Here is a 17755-nt window from a genome sequence, read left to right as displayed (position 1 = left end):
ATCGGCTTTGCTCAATCATTTGCAAAATCAGTGAACTTCTTTTGATAGACTACGTCTTATTTATAAATCACAAACAGTTGTAACTAGATGTAACAGAAAATTTAATGGGGTTTAATTTTGAAGCGTAGAAAGAACGATGTCCTTTTTCATTCGGGCACAAAGCCATTAATTAGAAAAAATCGTTGGCTGGTAAGTGCACTGCTCCTTTGCCCTCCACTTTGGGTTTATGCCAATACCGATATAGCAGCACAAAGAGCATTGAGTCATACCCATAAAACAGCCGTTGAAAATAGTGCCACTTCCAAACCCGATCGTACTAAAGGTTTGCCAAAAGATTTTCAGCCTGACTCCGCCAGCGAAATCATGTCCAAGGCGAGTCAGCAAAATACTCAGGCCATGCAATATTCGCTGGCCCAATTGCTCGAGATCGCTAAACGTGAACACCCCGCTATCGCTGCCGCCCGCGCCCAAGCATTAGGTGCACGGGCAGCCATTACTACTGCCGGTGCTTATCCCAACCCCGAACTGGAATTACAGACTGGCCGCAATAATGCGCGCATCAGTGGGGCGGCTGAAGGCACGACTTCGGCATTTGCGATTGCTCAAAAGATCGAAAATCCATCCTTGCGCTCGGCACGTACCGCAAGCGCCGAGGCCGGAGCACGTGCCGCCAATATTGCCATCAGCATTGCGGAAGCCAATGTCATTGCCGAAGTCAAGGTACGCTACTTCAATGTCTTGCGCCGCGAACAGGAAGTGATTGCCGCGCGTGAAGACAAGGCCTTGACCGAACAGATTCGTGATCGGGTCAAAGTGCGGGTTGAAACCGGCGAGAGTGCCCGCTTCGATTTAATTCGCGCCGACACTGAAGTTGCCAATGCGGCTAAACAGCTTGATGCTGCCATCTTGCGACTTCTGCAAGCCAAGGCCATCTTGCGACAAGGCGTCAGCTTGAGTCTGGCGGATGACTTCTCGTTAAACACCGACCTGCCTAAAAGTCTATCCACCCCGGATTACAGTTCTTTAAAAAATGCCTTTGAAAGCAATAATCCTGAGCTGAAAAAAACGGAAACTGAAATTCGCCGGGCCGAACGCTTGGTCGATGTGGAACAACAATCGGTCATGCCCTCGGTCATCGTGCGGTTGGGGCAAGGACGTGAGCCGGATATTCGCAGCAGCCAAATTGGCGTGGCCCTGAGCATTCCCATTTGGGATCGCCGCCAAGGTCCCATTGCACAAGCCAATGCGGAGCTGGTTCGTCATCGTAATGAAGCCGAATTGCGCAAACTGGAACTGGGCACTGGATTCAGTGCCGCCTGGTCACAATATCAAGCCGCCGCAGGACAAGTCAATGCGATTGAAAACACCATTCTGGTATCGGCCAAACGCTCACTGGATATTGCCGAGTCGGCTTATCGACTTGGTGAACGCGGCATATTGGAATTTTTGGATGCACAACGCCAATTTCGCCTGACCCGCAATGAGCTGATCAACGCCCGTTATGAATTGCAGGTTGCTCGCGCCGAACTGGAACGACTGGCAGGTCGTGACCTTGTTAGCTATGAAGATATTAGTCCTGTTTCACATGAGAAAATCAATGAATAAGCCCTACCTGCACTTATCCTTACCCAGCTGTTTCAGCCTTGTACTGCTTGCTGCCGTATTGACGGGTTGTGGCAAAGAAGCCCCCGCGCCAGTTGCAGAAGAAACACCGCTTAAAGATCCCAATATCGTAATCGTGAGCCAACAGCTCGCCACACTCATTAAAGTTGATACCGCCAGCGAAGGCACCGTCAATGACATGATTCGCATTCCGGGACGTATGGAAGCGGATGCTCAAAAAACCGCTCGCATCGGTGCGCCAATTGCCGGACGAATTACCCAAATTCGCGCCCAGCCTGGCGATCAGGTTAAAACCGGTATGACGCTGGCCGAACTGAATAGTCCTGAACTTGGTAATGCCCAGCTGGCCCTGCTGAAGGCGCATTCAGCCGAACAGCTTGCATTGCGTGCAGTAGAACGTGCCGAGGTATTGTTGAAGTCAGATGTGATTGGCTCTGCCGAGCTACTGCGTCGACAAAGCGAGTTGTCCGTGGCCAGTGCCGAAAAGCGCGCAGCGGTTGATCAATTACGGGTACTGGGGGTCTCACAAGTAGCGATCAATCAGTTACTCAACAGCGGCGCAATTACTTCCAATGCGCCCATCACGGCCACCCTGTCGGGCACCATTCTCGAACGACGTGTGGCGCAAGGGCAAGTGGTACAACCCGCCGATGTACTCTTTGTGATTTCAGATCTGAGTACGATCTGGGCCGTGGCAGAAGTCCCCGAACAAGAAGCCTCCCTGGTCAGCAAAGGGCAAAAGATCGTCATTGAAGTACCCGCCCTGAGCGATGGTCAACGCGATGGCAAAGTCACCTACATCAGCGATGTGGTCTCGCCGGATACGCGCACAGTGCGTGTCGTCGCCTTGCTTGACAATCCGGACCGGCTGCTCAAACCCGCCATGCTCAGCACCATGTTAATTGAAGGTCATGGCCGCAAGGTGCCGCTGATTCCATCGACGGCAGTGGTTCGCGAAAACAACCAGGATGCCATTTTTGTTGAAGTCGGATCCAGCCAATACAAGCTCATGCCCGTCAGGCTTGGTACTGATCACAATGGCAAGCGACCACTGCTCGAAAGCTTGCCAGACGGACAAAGAATTGTGATTGAAGGTGCCTTTCATCTCAATAACGAACGCAATCGCATCAACCTTGGCGGACAGGAGTAAGGCATGATTCGTAGCCTGATTCGCTGGTCGCTGTCGCAACGTGTTGTCTTGGCCGTGCTATGTATTGCCCTGACGATTGCTGGCTTGTTGTCGCTCAAAGGTTTGTCAGTTGATGCTTTTCCGGATGTCACCAATGTGCAGGTTCAGGTCGCCACCGAAGCCCCGGGCCGTCCTCCTGAAGAAGTAGAGCGCTTTGTCACCGTGCCCATCGAGATTGCCATGACCGGCCTGCCCGGCTTGGTGGAAATGCGCTCATTGAATCGCAATGGCATCTCCGTCATTACGCTGGTGTTTAGCGACAGCACCGATGTCTTCTTTGCCCGCAATCTGGTACTGGAGCGACTCATTGAAGTAAAGAACAATCTGCCTGAAGATGTGGCCCCCGTACTCGGTCCGGTTTCAACCGGCCTGGGCGAGGTCTATCAGTACACACTGGAGCATCCGGATGATGGCAAACGTGCGCTGACAGTCGAAGAACTTACCGAGCGGCGCATCATTCAGGACTGGGTGGTGCGACCGATGATTCGCAGTGTGCCCGGCGTGGCTGAAATCAATAGCCAGGGCGGTTATGCCCGCCAGTATCATGTGCTGGCCAATCCTGATCGGCTACGCTATTTCCAACTCAGTATCAAGGATTTATACGGTGCACTGGCGCGCAACAATGCCAATAGCTCGGGCGGCGTCTTGCCGCAATATGCCGAGCAATATCTGATTCGGGGTGCCGGACTCATCAGCTCGGTGGAGGATATCCGCAATATTGTATTGCGCGAAAAAGATGGCACCCCGGTTTATGTGAAAGATGTCGCTGAAGTCACCCTGGGTACCGAAGGTCGGCAAGGCGCCATCATTCGCAATGGGGAGACCGAGGCCGTGGCAGGTATTGTGCAGATGATACGGGGTGGCAATGCCCGTGATGTAGTCACGCGCATCAAGCAGAAGGTTGCTGAAATCAATGAGAAGAAGCGCTTGCCCGGTGGTCTGCAGATCGTCCCTTTTTATGATCGCACTACGCTCATTGATTCAGCCCTGAGCACCGTCTCCAAGGTTTTGCTGGAAGGCATTATTCTGGTGGTGATTGTGCTGTTTGTGTTTCTTGGTGATGTACGTTCCAGTCTGATTGTCGTCAGCACACTGATACTCACACCACTGCTGACCTTTATGGTGATGAACCAGATCGGCCTGTCCGCCAACCTGATGTCCCTGGGTGGGCTGGCCATTGCGATTGGTCTGATGGTCGATGGTGCGGTAGTTGTAGTGGAGAATACCTTTGCGCGTATGGGCAATCCTGCGCATCAGGATGACAGCAAGGCGCGCATTATTTTTGATGCAGCTTCCGCCGTCAGCAAGCCCGTGCTATACGGGGTCGGCATCATCATCTTGGTGTTTTTGCCACTACTCTCACTGGAAGGCATGGAAGGCAAAATGTTTGCTCCATTGGCCTTGACGATTGCCATTGCACTGACGATTTCACTCATTCTGTCATTGACCATGTCGCCCATGCTATGTTCGTTCGTCCTCAAAGGTGGCTCCGAAGCAGACACACGTGTTGTCGCCTTCTTCAAGCAGCCCTATCTCAAGTTGCTGAGCTGGGCACTCGACAATGGCAAGAAGATTGTAGTGGGTGCGCTGGTAGCCCTGCTGCTCGCCGCTGGACTCACGCCGCTGCTTGGTACTGCCTTTATTCCGACCATGCAAGAGGGCTCCGTCACGCCGGTGATTGTACGGGTCCCCAAAATTTCATTGGATGAATCAGTAAAGATGGAAACCGCTGCCATGCAAGCCATCATGACGGTACCCGGTGTGGCCAAGGTTGTCTCACGATTGGGACGTGGTGAGTCCCCTGCCGACCCTGGTCAGCCACATGAATCGGATCCGATTGTGACACTCAAGGAGCGCGACTCCTGGCCCAATGGCTGGACACAGGAAGACATCGGTAATGCGATACGCGACAAGCTCCAGTTTTTACCCGGTGTTGAATTGTCGATCTCACAACCCATCGCGGCACGGGTCGATGAAATGGTCTCCGGAGTACGCAGTCAGGTGGCCATCAAGCTGTTTGGTGATGACCTGAACCAGCTGCGCGAAACAGGCGATGCCATTGCCAAGACCTTATCTGGCATTCACGGTGCCACCGACTTGCGGGTTGAACGCGTCTCCGGTCAGGAATATCTGACCATTCATATCAAACGGCAAAGCATTGCGCGCTATGGTTTCAATGTGGAAGACATCAATGATGTGATTGAAACCGCCATCAAGGGACGGCAGGCTTCCATCGTTTACGATGGTGAGCGACGCTTTTCGCTGGTGGTACGCTTTCCCGAAAAGTTTCGCAATAATCTGGAAGCCATCTCCAATATCACGCTGACCTCACCAGGTGGCGCCATCGTGCCATTGGAAGACTTGGCCGACATTCAACTGGCTGATGGTCCCGCGCAGATTTCGCGTGAATCGGGCAAGCGTCGGATTGTGATTGGCGCCAATGTCCAAGGTCGCGATCTGGGTGGTTTTGTTGAAGAAGCCCAGGCCAGAATTGCCCAGGAGGTCAAATTGCCGGAAGGCTATACCTTGCAGTGGGGTGGCCAATTTGAAAATATGGAACGCGCCATGAAACGGCTGATGATCATCATTCCCATCACCATTGCGGCCATCTTCTTTTTACTGTTTGTCCTGTTTAATTCGGCGCGCATGGCTGGGCTGATCATCACCGTGTTACCACTGGCCGCGATTGGCGGGATCATTGGATTACTGATCAGCGGCGAGTATCTGTCGGTCCCTGCCGCAGTCGGCTTTATCAATCTGTGGGGCATTGCGGTGTTGAATGGCGTCGTGCTGGTATCGGAAATTCGCCAACAGCGCGACAATGGTCTGCCCACTGCCGAGGCAGTGCGCATGGGTTGTGAGCATCGCTTTCGGCCCGTGATGATGACGGCGCTGGTGGCCATGCTGGCACTGATTCCCATGCTGTTTTCCAATGGCCCTGGCTCTGAAGTCACTCGTCCGCTGGCCGTCGTGGTGATTGGTGGCCTGATCAGTTCTACCACGCTCACCCTACTGGTGTTGCCAGTTATTTACGGCTGGTTTGAGGAAAAAGAAGTGGAAGCCTGAGGCCGACGAACGCCAATTGAACGGATTGCACCGGATGTGCAGCCAGAAAAATGGACAGTAATACTGAACAAGGTGACACCATGAAAGAAATCAAAGCGATTATTCGCCCCAATAAAATCGACAATCTGCAAGCGGCGCTGCGGCGTATTCCCAACTTTCCCGGCATGACTGTCAGTAAGGTCGATGGCTTTACTGCGCCGGCAGCATTGGTCAAACGCAGCGTCAAAGAAGATCTGACCGATTTTTCGCACAAGATTTTGCTGCATATCCTGGCACCAGAATCGGAGGTGGATCATATTGTCGACACCATCATTCGCGAAACCATGACTGGGCAGATCGGTGACGGTCTGGTGTGGGTGACACCCGTTGAAGTCATTCGCCGAATTCGTGATGGCACCCGGGTTTCTGGCATCATCCCGCCAATTGTTTAAGCCACAAAATAGTCCTGCATAGTATATTTTTTGAACCAATTAAAACGCACCTAAGCAGCCAATATAAACATATACACCCTAGGGGTATGGCATTATATGGGTTGATATACGCTATTAATCGCCAAATCATTTCCCTCGATAAACGATTCCCACCAGGGTTGGGTAAGATGACGTATTCCCAACCCGACCGCTTTTCGTTAATAGCTGCATGATCCTTTCCATCAGGCCAATACCGCGTGCGTTTACCTTCGCCATGCTGATCCGTCGCCCCCGCTTTTGGCTGGTGCTACTGGCATCGCTGGTGCTGCATCTGGTCGTCTGGCAGAGCAGCCGTCTAACAGTGCGCCCGCCGCCGGAACCAGCCCCGCAAGCCATTGCAGTCAGCGCACTGATCGACACGCCCACGCCCCCCAAACCGCTTGAGCTGCCTAAGGAAGTCGTGCGTGCGCCCAAAATCAAACCTGTTCAAACTGCCAGACCAACTGATAACACCGCGCCAGCAGAATCAAGCAATCCCAAACCCAGTACGCCGCCAATAGCGCATGATATTGCCCCATCGCCACCTGGCCCAACCGAAACCCCACCGCCAATGGCAAGCAGCAGCGCCACACCCGGCAATCTTGAAGAACCCGGCAATGGCTCGCTTGACGACCTGATTGCCTCTACCGGCGGGCCGTCAGCCAGCCCGCGCGATAAAGCCAAAGAAAGCCCCCCAGAAAAAGCCAGCGTCCCTGCCAGCGACGCACCGACCCGCTTTGATCCACCGCCATCGGCCAAACTGGAATATCAAATTGTGGGGCAATCCAAAGGCTTCAACTATAACGTCACCGGCACCAGTGACTGGCGGGTGGACAATCAGCAATTCAGCTTTACCACCCAGGCCAGCATGCTGTTTTTGTACTCGTTTGAATTCAAGAGTGTCGGACGGTTTGACCAATACGGCCTGGCACCCCTGCGCTATACCGAAAAACGCGGGCGCCGTGCCGAACAGGCTACCAACTTCAACCGTGATCGGCCCGACTCACCGCAGACCATTTCCTTTTCGTCGGCAACCCAGGAACTGCCCATGGTGGCAGGTGCGCAAGATCGCAACAGTGTGTTGATTCAATTGGCAGGATTGGCACGTGGCGAGCCTGACAAATTCAGCCAATCGGGTGCCCAGCAGGTTTATGTGGCAGGCACGCGCGATGCCGAATGGTGGACATTCAATATCTTGGGCTTGGAAACCATTGAAGTTGCGGGCAAGCCGCATCAAGCCTTGCACCTGAACCGCAAACCGCGCAAGGAATTTGATCAGACCATTGATGTCTGGCTGGGCAGCGACCTGGAGTGGTATCCCATCAAGATCAAATTTTCCGAAGTCAACGGTGACTTTCTGGAGCAGACACTTGCCAATATTGTGAAATATTAATAAAGCTGACATCAAGCAGGCTTTACTCTCGGAAAAAAACCCCGCTAACCCATTTATCAAGTACCCGTTTCAGCAACTTTTATAAAAGACACGCACAGATCTTGCATTAAAAAAATGGCAGCATGCAGTCAGTAGTCTATTGAAATCGGCGCAACACCCCTTAACTACGAGCAAGATATTTTGAAGGAGTGCTTTGATGAATATGATCTACAACAGTGCCAATTATTGTGTCGTGGAGTTCTCCGGCTATGAAGAACCCAACACAGGCGCCGGTGGCTTTGAAATCATGGACAAGTTCAGCAAGAAAGAAATCTTTCTGGATGGTGCCCTGGCAGAACATTTTCGCCAAAGTGTACAAAAGCTGGTCGAAAATGAACCGTCGATGGAAGAGGTCGATGACTTTTTAGATCAGTTTGGCAGCCTGATGCAACAGCCCGTGATTCTGCATTAAAGCACCGGGATGCTTCCCAACCTGCTGTGGTCAGCGGGTTTTGGGGGCGAGCATGGTGCCACGACATTTCTTGCTGCCACAATAGCAGGCGAATTCTTTTTTCAACCTGGCGGTGTAGCGCGCCTCGATCATCAAACCATAATCAAAAAACAATTCTTCGCCCGCCTTGATATTGCGTAGCGTCACAAAAAAAATCCGGCCATTGTCTTCCTCAGCTTCGCAATTGGGTTCGCAGGCATGATTAAACCAACGTGCGCTATTGCCATTCACACCACCATCAATCACGTTCTGATCATCGATATGAAAGTAAAACGTATGATTAGGCTGCGCTGGATCACGCGGATGACGGCGCAATGCTTCCGGCCAGTCAATCACTTCACCTTTGTATTCAATCAGGCGTACACCTTTTGGAATCGCAGTTTCCGCAAATACTCCACGCCCATGAACCCCCGAACTTCTTACGACAAACCGCCTCTTGTTGCCGACCTTGTCACCCTGCCTGCTGGTGTCAGACTTGCTCTTGGAAACTTTGCCTGAAGAAGCGATTGATGTCATGTGTGAAATAAAAAAAGTGAGTTGAGTAAAAACACTATTATGCAGGCAGACTGCGAATGCTTGGTGTATGGGATAATCAAATTCATTATTTTTTGCGCCGATTTACTTGCTTGCGGGCGCACCGGGATCTTCCCGCTTACAAATACAGCTAAGAAGGTCTTCTCTATCGACCCGATTGGCTGTTTGCTCATCGGGTTTTTTAATTATGGTTGTTGCAAACAAAAAGATTGATATCGGCTCTGTGGGTTTTGTGATGCCACAAGAGCAGCACTTTGCCGAACCGCTGGTTTTAAAGAGCGGCGCACAAATCCACCATTACACTTTGCGCTATGAAACCTATGGCACGCTCAATGCCGATCGGTCCAATGCCATACTCATCTGTCACGCCTTAAACGCGTCGCATCATGTTGCCGGCAGATATGCCGATGACGAGAAGAACATTGGCTGGTGGGACAATATGATTGGCCCTGGCAAGCCGATTGATACTGATCAATTTTTTGTGATTGGCGTCAACAATCTAGGCTCCTGCTTTGGCTCTACCGGTCCGATGAGTATTGATCCCGCAACTGGGGCACCTTATGGTGCCAACTTTCCAGTCGTGACTGTGGAGGACTGGGTCAACGCCCAGGCTCGACTGGCCGATATTTTGCAAATAAAGAAATTTGCCGCAGTGATGGGTGGCAGCCTCGGTGGCATGCAAGCGCTGGCCTGGAGTCTCCTGTATCCGCAGCGAGTTGAGCACTGCGTCGTGATTGCGTCCACACCCAAGCTATCAGCGCAAAATATTGCCTTCAACGATGTCGCCCGTCAGGCCATCATCACCGATCCCGACTTTCATGGTGGCAACTACTACGCACACAATGTGGTGCCGCGCCGTGGTCTGCGCGTGGCGCGCATGATTGGTCACATCACTTATTTGAGTGATGATGATATGGCCGAAAAATTTGGCCGCAATTTACGCCACGCCGATATTCAATACGGCTTTGGTGCGGAATTTGAAATTGAGTCTTATCTGCGCTACCAGGGCGACAAATTTTCCACCTACTTTGATGCCAATACTTATCTCTTGATTACCAAGGCGCTGGATTATTTTGACCCTGCCATGACTCATGGTGGTGACTTGACCAAAGCGCTGGCCGTCACCAAGGCACAGTTTCTGGTCATTTCATTTACAACGGACTGGCGCTTTTCGCCTGCCCGATCACGCGAGATTGCCAAAGCCTTGCTGGATAACAAACGTCCGGTAAGCTATGCCGAAATTGACGCACCACATGGTCACGATGCCTTCTTGCTGGATGATGAACGGTATCACCAACTGGTCGCCGCTTATTTTGAGAATATCCTGAAAGCACGCTCATGAGCATTCGCGCCGACTTTGCCATTATCGAAAAATGGATACGCCCGCAATCCACCATCCTTGATCTGGGTTGTGGCGATGGTGCCTTGATGGAACACTTGCGAGAGACCAAGCAATGCTCCGGTTATGGTGTCGAAATCAATGATCAAAACGTGCTGGCCTGTACCCGCCGTGGTGTGAATGTCATTCAGCAAAACCTCAATAATGGTCTGCAGCTGTTTGCCAATGACAGCTTTGAAACGGTGATTCAACTCAGCACCTTGCAAATGATTCATGGGGTAGAAACCATTCTGTCCGAAATCGCTCGGGTAGGCCATGAGGCCATTGTCTCCTTTCCCAACTTTGGTTATTGGGATCATCGTTGGCAACTGTTTCTTGGCCGTATGCCGGTATCCGAATCGCTGCCTTACGAATGGTATGACACACCCAATATTCGCTGCGCCACCATGAATGATTTTGAAGCACTGGCCAATAAATTGGGGCTGGAGCTCATTGACCGGATCAGCCTGCATCAGGGCAAGCCGGTCAACTTCATGCCCAACTTGTTTGGTAGTCTGGCGATTTTCAGGTTTCGCAAACAGCAGCATGGTTGAGTTGTCTCTCACAAAAAGGCCGATCTGGCGCGAACCCAAGTTTTTGATTTGTATCGCACTGGGCTTTTCTTCGGGTCTGCCCTTATTCATTCTCTACAACCTGCTATCTGCGTGGCTCAAGGCTGAATCGGTCAATTTAAAAGAGATCGGGCTGTTTACGCTGGTTGGCTTTCCCTACACCTGGAAGTTTATCTGGTCACCTTTGATGGATCGCTTCACACTACCGCTCGGGCGGCGGCGTGGCTGGATGCTGTTCACACAGTTGGTCGTCTTGTTGGCTGTGGCCAGTCTCGGCTATTTCACGCCACAGCATGACTTGCCTATCATCATGGTGATATGTAGCGTAATTGCATTTTTTAGTGCCAGCCAGGACATCGTGATTGACGCCTATCGTCGAGAAATACTGAACGAGGAACAGCAGGCATCCGGTACTGCGATTTTCGTCAATGCATACAAACTTTCAACCTTGATTCCCGGCTCATTGTCGCTGATTCTGTCCGACCATTTATCCTGGCTTTGGGTCTTTGCCATCACGGCATTATTCATGTTGCCAGGCATCACCACCACCTTACTCATTAAAGAACCACCACAGTATGGCGACCCACCAAAAAGTCTGCGCGATGCTGTGGTTTTACCCTTTCAGGAATTTTTACAACGCAAAGGACTCAAAGAGGCTTTACTGATTTTGCTCTTCATTTTTCTCTATAAGCTGGGGGATTCCATGGCCACTGCGCTGGCCACGCCCTTTTATATGGAGCTTGGGTTCACCCGCACAGAAATTGGCCTTGTGGCCAAAAATGCGGGCTTGTGGGCCAGCCTGGCAGGTGGCATTCTTGGGGCGATTTGGCTTGAAAAAACTGGCACCAATCGAGGACTCTGGATTTTTGGTGTTTTCCAGATGTTGGCCATACTTGGTTTTGCCATTCTGGCAAAAGCAGGGCTGTCCTCATCTTGGCTACTAGGTGCTGTCATCGGCTTTGAAGCGTTTGCCGTTGGTTTAGGGACGGCGGCTTTTACTGGATATATTGCCAAAACCACCGACCCACGATTTACCGCCACCCAGTTTGCATTATTTACCAGTCTGGCAGCGGTCCCACGTACATTTATCAATGCCAGTACAGGGTATATTGTCGACCATACTGGCTGGTTTAATTTTTTCATAATCTGTTTTTTTCTGGGTATACCAGGCATGCTGATGTTACCCAGAATTGCGCCGTGGAGACAATCACAATGACGCCAAAACTCAAACGTATCGCTTGCCTGCTCAGCTTGACCACCCTCGCAGTTTCATTTACCTGTAGCGCGCAGGAAGTCAGTGCCCCACCCCATGAAGGAATCAATGTAGGCGGCATGTCTGGCTTTCGTAAACTAGTCCCCGCCGAGGCGCTAGAACAACAGGCCGCACAACAGTATGAGCAGCTCAAGCAGGATGCCGCCAAACAGCAAGCGTTAGCCCCTGACAATCATCCTCAAACCATCAGGCTTCGCAGCATCGCCAACAAGATCATCCCATTTGCATTGCCATGGAATGAACGTGCCCCGCAATGGCAATGGGAGATCAACCTGATTGGCTCAAAGCAGGTAAACGCGTTCTGCATGCCCGGCGGAAAAATTGCGTTTTACAGTGGCATTCTTACTCAATTAAAGCTGACTGACGATGAAATCGCCATGGTCATGGGCCATGAGATTGCGCACGCACTGAGAGAACATGCGCGCGAAAGAAACGGGAAAGGCACAGCGCTCAATCTGGGGGCCAACCTGGTTTCCCAGCTTTTTGGACTGGGCAACCTTGGCAATGCCGTGCTTGGTCAAGGCGCACAACTGTGGATGCTGAAATTTTCTCGCGAAGACGAGTCAGAAGCTGACAGCGTTGGTCTCGACATTGCTGCCCGCGCTGGCTACGACCCGCGCGCCGCATTGGTCTTATGGCAAAAAATGAGTGCCAATAATAAAGGTGCTCCACCCCAATGGATGTCTACTCATCCGTCCGATGAATCCAGAATGAACGAAATTCGCGCTCACTTGCCAGAGGTATTACCCCTCTATGCGAAAGCCGTCGGAAAAAATGTGAATAATCTGCCCGAATACAAAAGTAATGTGCGCCTAACTGACAACACTACACAATAACGATCACCAATCACAAACCAATACTGCCGACCTTGATTTAAAAAAAATCATTAAAATCAAATACCTTTAAACATCAATTTTGGCAGTATGCTAATCAATGTTGCATCGCAGAAAATTTGTTACAGCCGCTCCACATATAAGGTAATAATTCCTGTCAGTTGTATCAATTTTCTTTTATCTTACATTTTGTCCTATAACTTTAGAGATCACACATGTTTCGCAGACTCTTCATTTGCTTGGTTACCGCCCTTTTGACCTCCGCCGCTCTTGCGCCAGCGCAAGCTGTTGCACAAGCTCAACGCGTTGACTCCAAAGCCGAATATATTATTGGCTCTGGTGACGGCATGAAAATTAACGTCTTTCAAAGCCCGGACCTTTCCGTAGAGGTACGAGTTTCTGAAAACGGCACCATCAGCTATCCACTGCTGGGGCAAGTTGCCTTGGGCGGCCTGACTATCACGGCAGCAGAGCAAAAAATTGCTCAGTTGCTAAAAGATGGTGGCTTTGTTAACAAGCCACAAGTCAACATCTTATTGCTGCAAGTTCGCGGCAACCAAGTGTCAGTTCTGGGTCAAGTCAATAAACCTGGCCGCTACCCACTTGAAATGGCCAATATGCGCCTCTCAGAGGTACTTGCAATGGCTGGTGGGATTTTGCCAACCGGTGAAGACTTTGTTGTAATTACTGGTCAACGTGATAGCAAACCAATACGTCTTGAAATTGATTTTGCTGGCATTTTCCTTTCAGGCAAAACAGAACGTGATATTGTGATCGCAGCCAATGACGTCATTTACGTGCATCGTGCGCCGCTGTTCTACATTTATGGTGAAGTGCAACGTGCTGGCAGCTATCGTGTCGAACGTGAAATGACCGTTCAACAAGCCGTGGCACAAGGTGGTGGCCTGACTCAACGCGGCACCGAAAAAGGTTTGCGCCTCTCCCGTCGTAATGCCAGCGGTGCCATCCAGACCATGTCACCAGACATGAATGAAAAAATCCAGCCTAATGACGTTCTGTACGTAAAAGAAAGCCTGTTCTGATGGAAGCCCATGCCAAGCAACTTGGCATGGTGCACAAGCATTAATTATTTGGAAGACGAGCATGACACTTAAACAACTCCTGATGGTTTTAAAAGCCAGAAGAGCCACTATTATTGGCACATTTCTGGTCATGGTCGCCGCGGCCATTGCGATCACCCTTGTTCTTCCAAAGCAGTACCTCTCATCAGCCACCGTTCTGGTTGATCTGAAGACCAATGACCCTTTAAACGGTGCCAGCGGTATGACCGAGCAGATGATGACTGCCTATATGGGCACGCAGATGGACATCATTACCGGTCAAAAAGTCGCGATGCGCGTCGTTAAAACGCTCAAACTGGCCGATGAACAAAAGTATCAGGAACAATTTTCTGAAGCACTTGGCGGTAAAGGATCATTTGATCTTTACTGGGCTGAAAAACTCCAGAAAAACCTGGATGTAAAACCATCCCGCGAGTCAAATATCATCAATATTGCGTATGAGTCCAATGATCCGGTCTTTTCTGCTCGCGCCGCCAATGCATTTGCCAAGGCTTATGTCGATACCTCATTAGAATTACGTGTCGAGCCAGCACGCGATTACACACAATGGTTTGATGAAAAAACCAAAGGTCTGCGCGAAAAACTTGAACAAGCGCAAGCTAAAGTCACCGATTACCAACGTCGAACAGGCATTACTTCTATTGATGAGAAGCTCGATGTTGAAAATACGCGTCTGATCGAATTATCCAGCCAGCTATCCTCCATTCAAGCTGCCTCGTCAGACACCATGAGTCGTCAGACTCAGGCCATGAACGGTAATCAGGATACGCTGCAGGAAGTCTTGAATAACCCCGTGATTTCTGGGCTGAAATCCGAATTGGTCAGAAAAGAAGCAACCCTACAAGATTTAAGTCAACAACTTGGCAAAAACCATCCCCAATATGAACGCGCTGTTGCTGAGATCAATGAACTGCGTGCCAAGCTTGAAAATGAAACTCGTCGAGTAGCAAACAGTATCAGCACATCGGCACGAGTCAACGTACAACGCGAAGGCGACGTTCGCTCTTCTTTAGCCGCACAGAAAGAACGTGTTTTAAAGCTAAAACAACAGCGCGAAGAATTGGCAGTATTGCAGCGTGAAGTAGAAAACGCTGAACGAGCCTATGAATCCGTCAATCAACGCCTGACTCAAAGCACGCTGGAAAGCCAAACCAATCGCACCAATATCTTGCAAATTGGTCAGGCATTGCCACCCAATAAACACAGCAAACCATCACTGACACTCAATACAATTGCTGCTGCTGTTTTAGGTACATTACTAGGGTTATTGCTTGCCTGGATTCAAGAGTTGCGCGATCGTAGGATTCGGTCCTCAGATGATCTGGAAATCTTGTTGGGCATGGAGCCTTTGGCCTCCATTCCAGCGCTTGATAAAAATGACAAAGCCCTGCCCAACAATCCATTGCTTAAACACCCATTGAGCATTGGCCAAGGCAATCGTCCTATGCTTGCAAACAGTTAGTAAGAGAAGATCACTATGAACGCTATCAATACTCAACTTGATCTGAGCCGCGCTCCCGATGAAGCCACCGTCAAGGACTTTTCTCTTGGCACTATTCTCATTCGCAATGGCAAGCTCAAACCCTCCGATGCAGAAACCATTCTCCGCCTGCAGCGCGAACAAGGTATGCGCTTTGGTGAAGCAGCCGTAGCATTAAAGCTGGTTACGCCCGAAGATATTCAGCATGCGCTTTCTCTTCAATATGAATTCCCGTATCTGACCACTCAAGATACCAGCGTCAGTCCTGACTTGGTAGCTGCCTATCATCCATTTTCAAAGACGGTGGAAGGTTTTCGCGCCCTGCGTAGCCAGCTCTCCATGCGCTGGTTTGGCAAGTCTGAACAAGCAGCCCTTGCCGTGGTCAGTGCTCAAGCAGGCGATGGTCGCAGTTTCATGGCAGCCAATCTGGCGATCGTATTTTCACAGCTAGGTATGCGCACATTGCTGATTGATGCCGATTTACGCAATCCCAAACAACATGCACTCTTTCATCTGGATAACAAAACCGGATTAAGCTCTTATTTATCAGGCCGCAATACCAACTCCCTGATCAATCGCGTCCCAAGTTTTGCCGATCTGAGTGTCATGCCATCAGGCCCATTACCGCCGAATCCACTCGAATTACTCAGCCGCCCACTCTTCTCAGAAGGCATCAGCATTCTCTCCAAAGAATTTGACGTGATTCTGGTCGACACCCCAGCGCTCGACAACAATACATTGGATGCACTTGCCGTTGCCAAAACATGCAAAGGCGCACTCTTATTGGCCAAAAATAACCAGACCAAGCAAAATCAATTACTCAGCGCAGCTAAAAAATTAGCAAGTGCGGACATCACCATCGTTGGTTCGGTCATCAACGAATTTAACTGATCAACAACTTATCTCAAATCCAATCGCATCCTGTTGTGACAATCGCTCTTTCCGATATCAATAGACACTTGGCACAAGTTGCCAGAAAACGCGGCGTTTTATCGGCCGCGATGGATAAGGCGTTTTCAGACAGGCTGGATTGGATCGCTCTGAACGTATTCATTTTGTATCTGCTGACTCTTATCTTTGAGTCACCAATGCGCTATGCATTAAATGCTGTTGGACTGGTTGGACTGGTTTATCTGCGTGACGTTGCCCTGATAGCCGTATCCCTGACCTATGTAGTACGAAAAGTACTTAAAGGTGATATTCCAAATGAATTCCTGTGTTTTAGCGGGATACTTGTTTGTCATTTCATCATTTCCCTATTTTTTATTAAGAATCCATCTCAGTCTTTATTTGCTGCCAAGTTATGGCTTCCCTTCTTTTTCGGTTTGATCGTTTCCGAAACCGTATCCCCCAAACTTGGCAAACTTAAATTTATTATTCTTTTTGCATGGATACTGCTTTGCATCTCGATTTTCATCAACTATTACACCAAGTTCCCCTGGGAGGGATTGAGCTATGATATTGGTGGTATCGCGGTTCAAGGTAATCGGGAATGGACCGCTGGTCAAGGTATCAGACGTATTGCCGGAACCACTCGTAGCTCTATTGAAGCCGCCATATTGTTACTTGTATGCATGACTTTTTTTCTGGCCTACTTCAGATCGATCTTGCTAAAAACCGTACTCTTTATTCTTACCCTCATCGCAGTAATGATCACCACGACCAAATCTGCGATTCTGGCATTCTTGCTCATCTTCGTTTACTTCCATTTGTTTCTCAACAAAAATCAATACGGTACAGTGGCTAGAATATGTCAGCTTGCTGTTTATCTGGTATTGATTGGGTTGCCTATTTATGCAGTCATATTTGAAGTTCATGATTTTTATATGAATTTTGTACAAAAACTTCTATTTAGTTCATTCATGGATCGCATGCAAAATACCTGGCCGGTCGCGCTTGAATTAGTAGAAAAAAAAGGCAACATATTTTTGGGTCGAGGCCTCGGCGGAATTGGTATTTCGCAAAGCAACTTTGGGGAAAGCTTTTTCTTCAATCCTGCAGACAATTTACTCGTTTATCTTTATGTCAGTTTTGGGATTTTTGGTTTGGTTTATCTGACTGCATTTCTTATTCTGTTAATGAATCAGCCTAAAACACTTAAAAACGAAACCCGCTTTCACATCACGGCTATAACAGGAATTATGGCAATTGGCTTTGCCATGAACTGCATTGAAAATGCGGCCTGCTCCATTTTCTTAGGTATGGCATTCAGTCATTTTGCGCGCAATTACTTTAGCAAGCCCAAATCAAGAATTACCCTGAACCGTAATCTAGCGTCAACGGAACAACGGCTAATGCAAAATAAATAAATGGTTCGAACTTATTTCTCAAAAACACTTGATGAGATCTTTTCTCAAATGCCCATCCTAATAAATTGCCGTCATACTCAGTGC

The 17755-nt window shown here is 49.7% G+C and carries 15 protein-coding genes; 14 read left to right on the top strand and 1 reads right to left on the bottom strand.

All coding sequences use genetic code 11. The annotated features are described in order from the left end of the window. Nucleotides 1–258: 258 nt before the first annotated feature. The 6 genes from ACMYR3_RS00345 to ACMYR3_RS00320 all read left to right on the top strand — a co-directional run bounded on the left by ACMYR3_RS00345 (nucleotide 259) and on the right by ACMYR3_RS00320 (nucleotide 8171). The gene (locus ACMYR3_RS00345) at nucleotides 259–1605 is read left to right on the top strand and encodes a TolC family protein (protein ID WP_424193426.1); all 1347 of its coding nucleotides are present in this window, start codon (nucleotides 259–261) and stop codon (nucleotides 1603–1605) included. Then, entirely contained in the window at nucleotides 1598–2773 is a 1176-nt protein-coding gene (locus ACMYR3_RS00340; RefSeq protein ID WP_424193424.1) for an efflux RND transporter periplasmic adaptor subunit, read from the top strand. Before ACMYR3_RS00345 ends, ACMYR3_RS00340 begins: the two co-directional genes overlap by 8 nt. A gap of 3 nt (nucleotides 2774–2776) precedes the next feature. After that, a complete protein-coding gene (locus ACMYR3_RS00335) occupies nucleotides 2777–5878 on the top strand; it encodes an efflux RND transporter permease subunit (RefSeq protein WP_424193422.1) in 3102 nt (1033 codons plus the stop codon). Between the two features lie 50 nt (nucleotides 5879–5928). Next, the gene (locus tag ACMYR3_RS00330; protein WP_424193420.1) at nucleotides 5929–6309 is read left to right on the top strand and encodes a P-II family nitrogen regulator; all 381 of its coding nucleotides are present in this window, start codon (nucleotides 5929–5931) and stop codon (nucleotides 6307–6309) included. Nucleotides 6310–6517: 208 nt separating this feature from the next. Beyond that, nucleotides 6518–7720: a DUF3108 domain-containing protein gene (locus tag ACMYR3_RS00325; RefSeq protein ID WP_424193418.1), complete on the top strand. Its 1203-nt coding sequence runs from the start codon at nucleotides 6518–6520 to the stop codon at nucleotides 7718–7720. 196 nt (nucleotides 7721–7916) lie between these two features. Further along, nucleotides 7917–8171 (top strand): BTH_I0359 family protein, encoded by a 255-nt coding sequence (locus ACMYR3_RS00320; protein ID WP_424193416.1) that lies wholly within the window; start codon nucleotides 7917–7919, stop codon nucleotides 8169–8171. A gap of 30 nt (nucleotides 8172–8201) precedes the next feature. On the opposite strand, the gene ACMYR3_RS00315 is transcribed toward ACMYR3_RS00320, so the two are convergent. After that, nucleotides 8202–8726, bottom strand: a complete 525-nt coding sequence (locus tag ACMYR3_RS00315) for an SET domain-containing protein (protein ID WP_424193414.1) — start codon at nucleotides 8724–8726, stop codon at nucleotides 8202–8204. 205 nt (nucleotides 8727–8931) lie between these two features. Here ACMYR3_RS00315 and metX point away from each other — a divergent pair, with 205 nt between their 5' ends. The 8 genes from metX to ACMYR3_RS00275 all read left to right on the top strand — a co-directional run bounded on the left by metX (nucleotide 8932) and on the right by ACMYR3_RS00275 (nucleotide 17671). After that, on the top strand, nucleotides 8932–10086 hold the full coding sequence (gene metX / locus ACMYR3_RS00310; RefSeq protein WP_424193412.1) for a homoserine O-succinyltransferase MetX: 1155 nt from the start codon (nucleotides 8932–8934) through the stop codon (nucleotides 10084–10086). Next, nucleotides 10083–10676: a methionine biosynthesis protein MetW gene (gene metW, locus ACMYR3_RS00305; protein WP_424193410.1), complete on the top strand. Its 594-nt coding sequence runs from the start codon at nucleotides 10083–10085 to the stop codon at nucleotides 10674–10676. The genes metX and metW overlap by 4 nt, the downstream gene beginning before the upstream one ends. Further along, nucleotides 10669–11910: an AmpG family muropeptide MFS transporter gene (locus tag ACMYR3_RS00300; protein WP_424193408.1), complete on the top strand. Its 1242-nt coding sequence runs from the start codon at nucleotides 10669–10671 to the stop codon at nucleotides 11908–11910. Before metW ends, ACMYR3_RS00300 begins: the two co-directional genes overlap by 8 nt. After that, nucleotides 11907–12803 (top strand): M48 family metallopeptidase, encoded by an 897-nt coding sequence (locus ACMYR3_RS00295; RefSeq protein WP_424193406.1) that lies wholly within the window; start codon nucleotides 11907–11909, stop codon nucleotides 12801–12803. The genes ACMYR3_RS00300 and ACMYR3_RS00295 overlap by 4 nt, the downstream gene beginning before the upstream one ends. Before the next feature lie 212 nt (nucleotides 12804–13015). Continuing rightward, nucleotides 13016–13843 carry a polysaccharide export protein EpsE gene (gene epsE / locus ACMYR3_RS00290; RefSeq protein ID WP_424193404.1) on the top strand — a complete coding sequence of 276 codons (828 nt, stop codon included), beginning with the start codon at nucleotides 13016–13018 and terminating at the stop codon, nucleotides 13841–13843. Nucleotides 13844–13904: 61 nt separating this feature from the next. Next, nucleotides 13905–15344: a chain length determinant protein EpsF gene (gene epsF, locus ACMYR3_RS00285; protein ID WP_424193402.1), complete on the top strand. Its 1440-nt coding sequence runs from the start codon at nucleotides 13905–13907 to the stop codon at nucleotides 15342–15344. A 15-nt stretch (nucleotides 15345–15359) separates the two neighbouring features. Next, entirely contained in the window at nucleotides 15360–16253 is an 894-nt protein-coding gene (gene epsG / locus ACMYR3_RS00280) for a chain length determinant protein tyrosine kinase EpsG (protein ID WP_424193400.1), read from the top strand. 68 nt (nucleotides 16254–16321) lie between these two features. After that, complete coding sequence (locus tag ACMYR3_RS00275; RefSeq protein ID WP_424193399.1) at nucleotides 16322–17671, top strand: O-antigen ligase family protein; 1350 nt, start codon at nucleotides 16322–16324, stop codon at nucleotides 17669–17671. Nucleotides 17672–17755 lie beyond the last annotated feature (84 nt).

It is taken from the genome of Ampullimonas aquatilis (assembly GCF_049675895.1).
Taxonomy (GTDB): Bacteria; Pseudomonadota; Gammaproteobacteria; order Burkholderiales; family Burkholderiaceae_D; genus Ampullimonas; species Ampullimonas aquatilis.
Note: the sequence above shows the minus strand (reverse complement) of the source record. Positions and strands in the feature narration are given on the sequence as shown.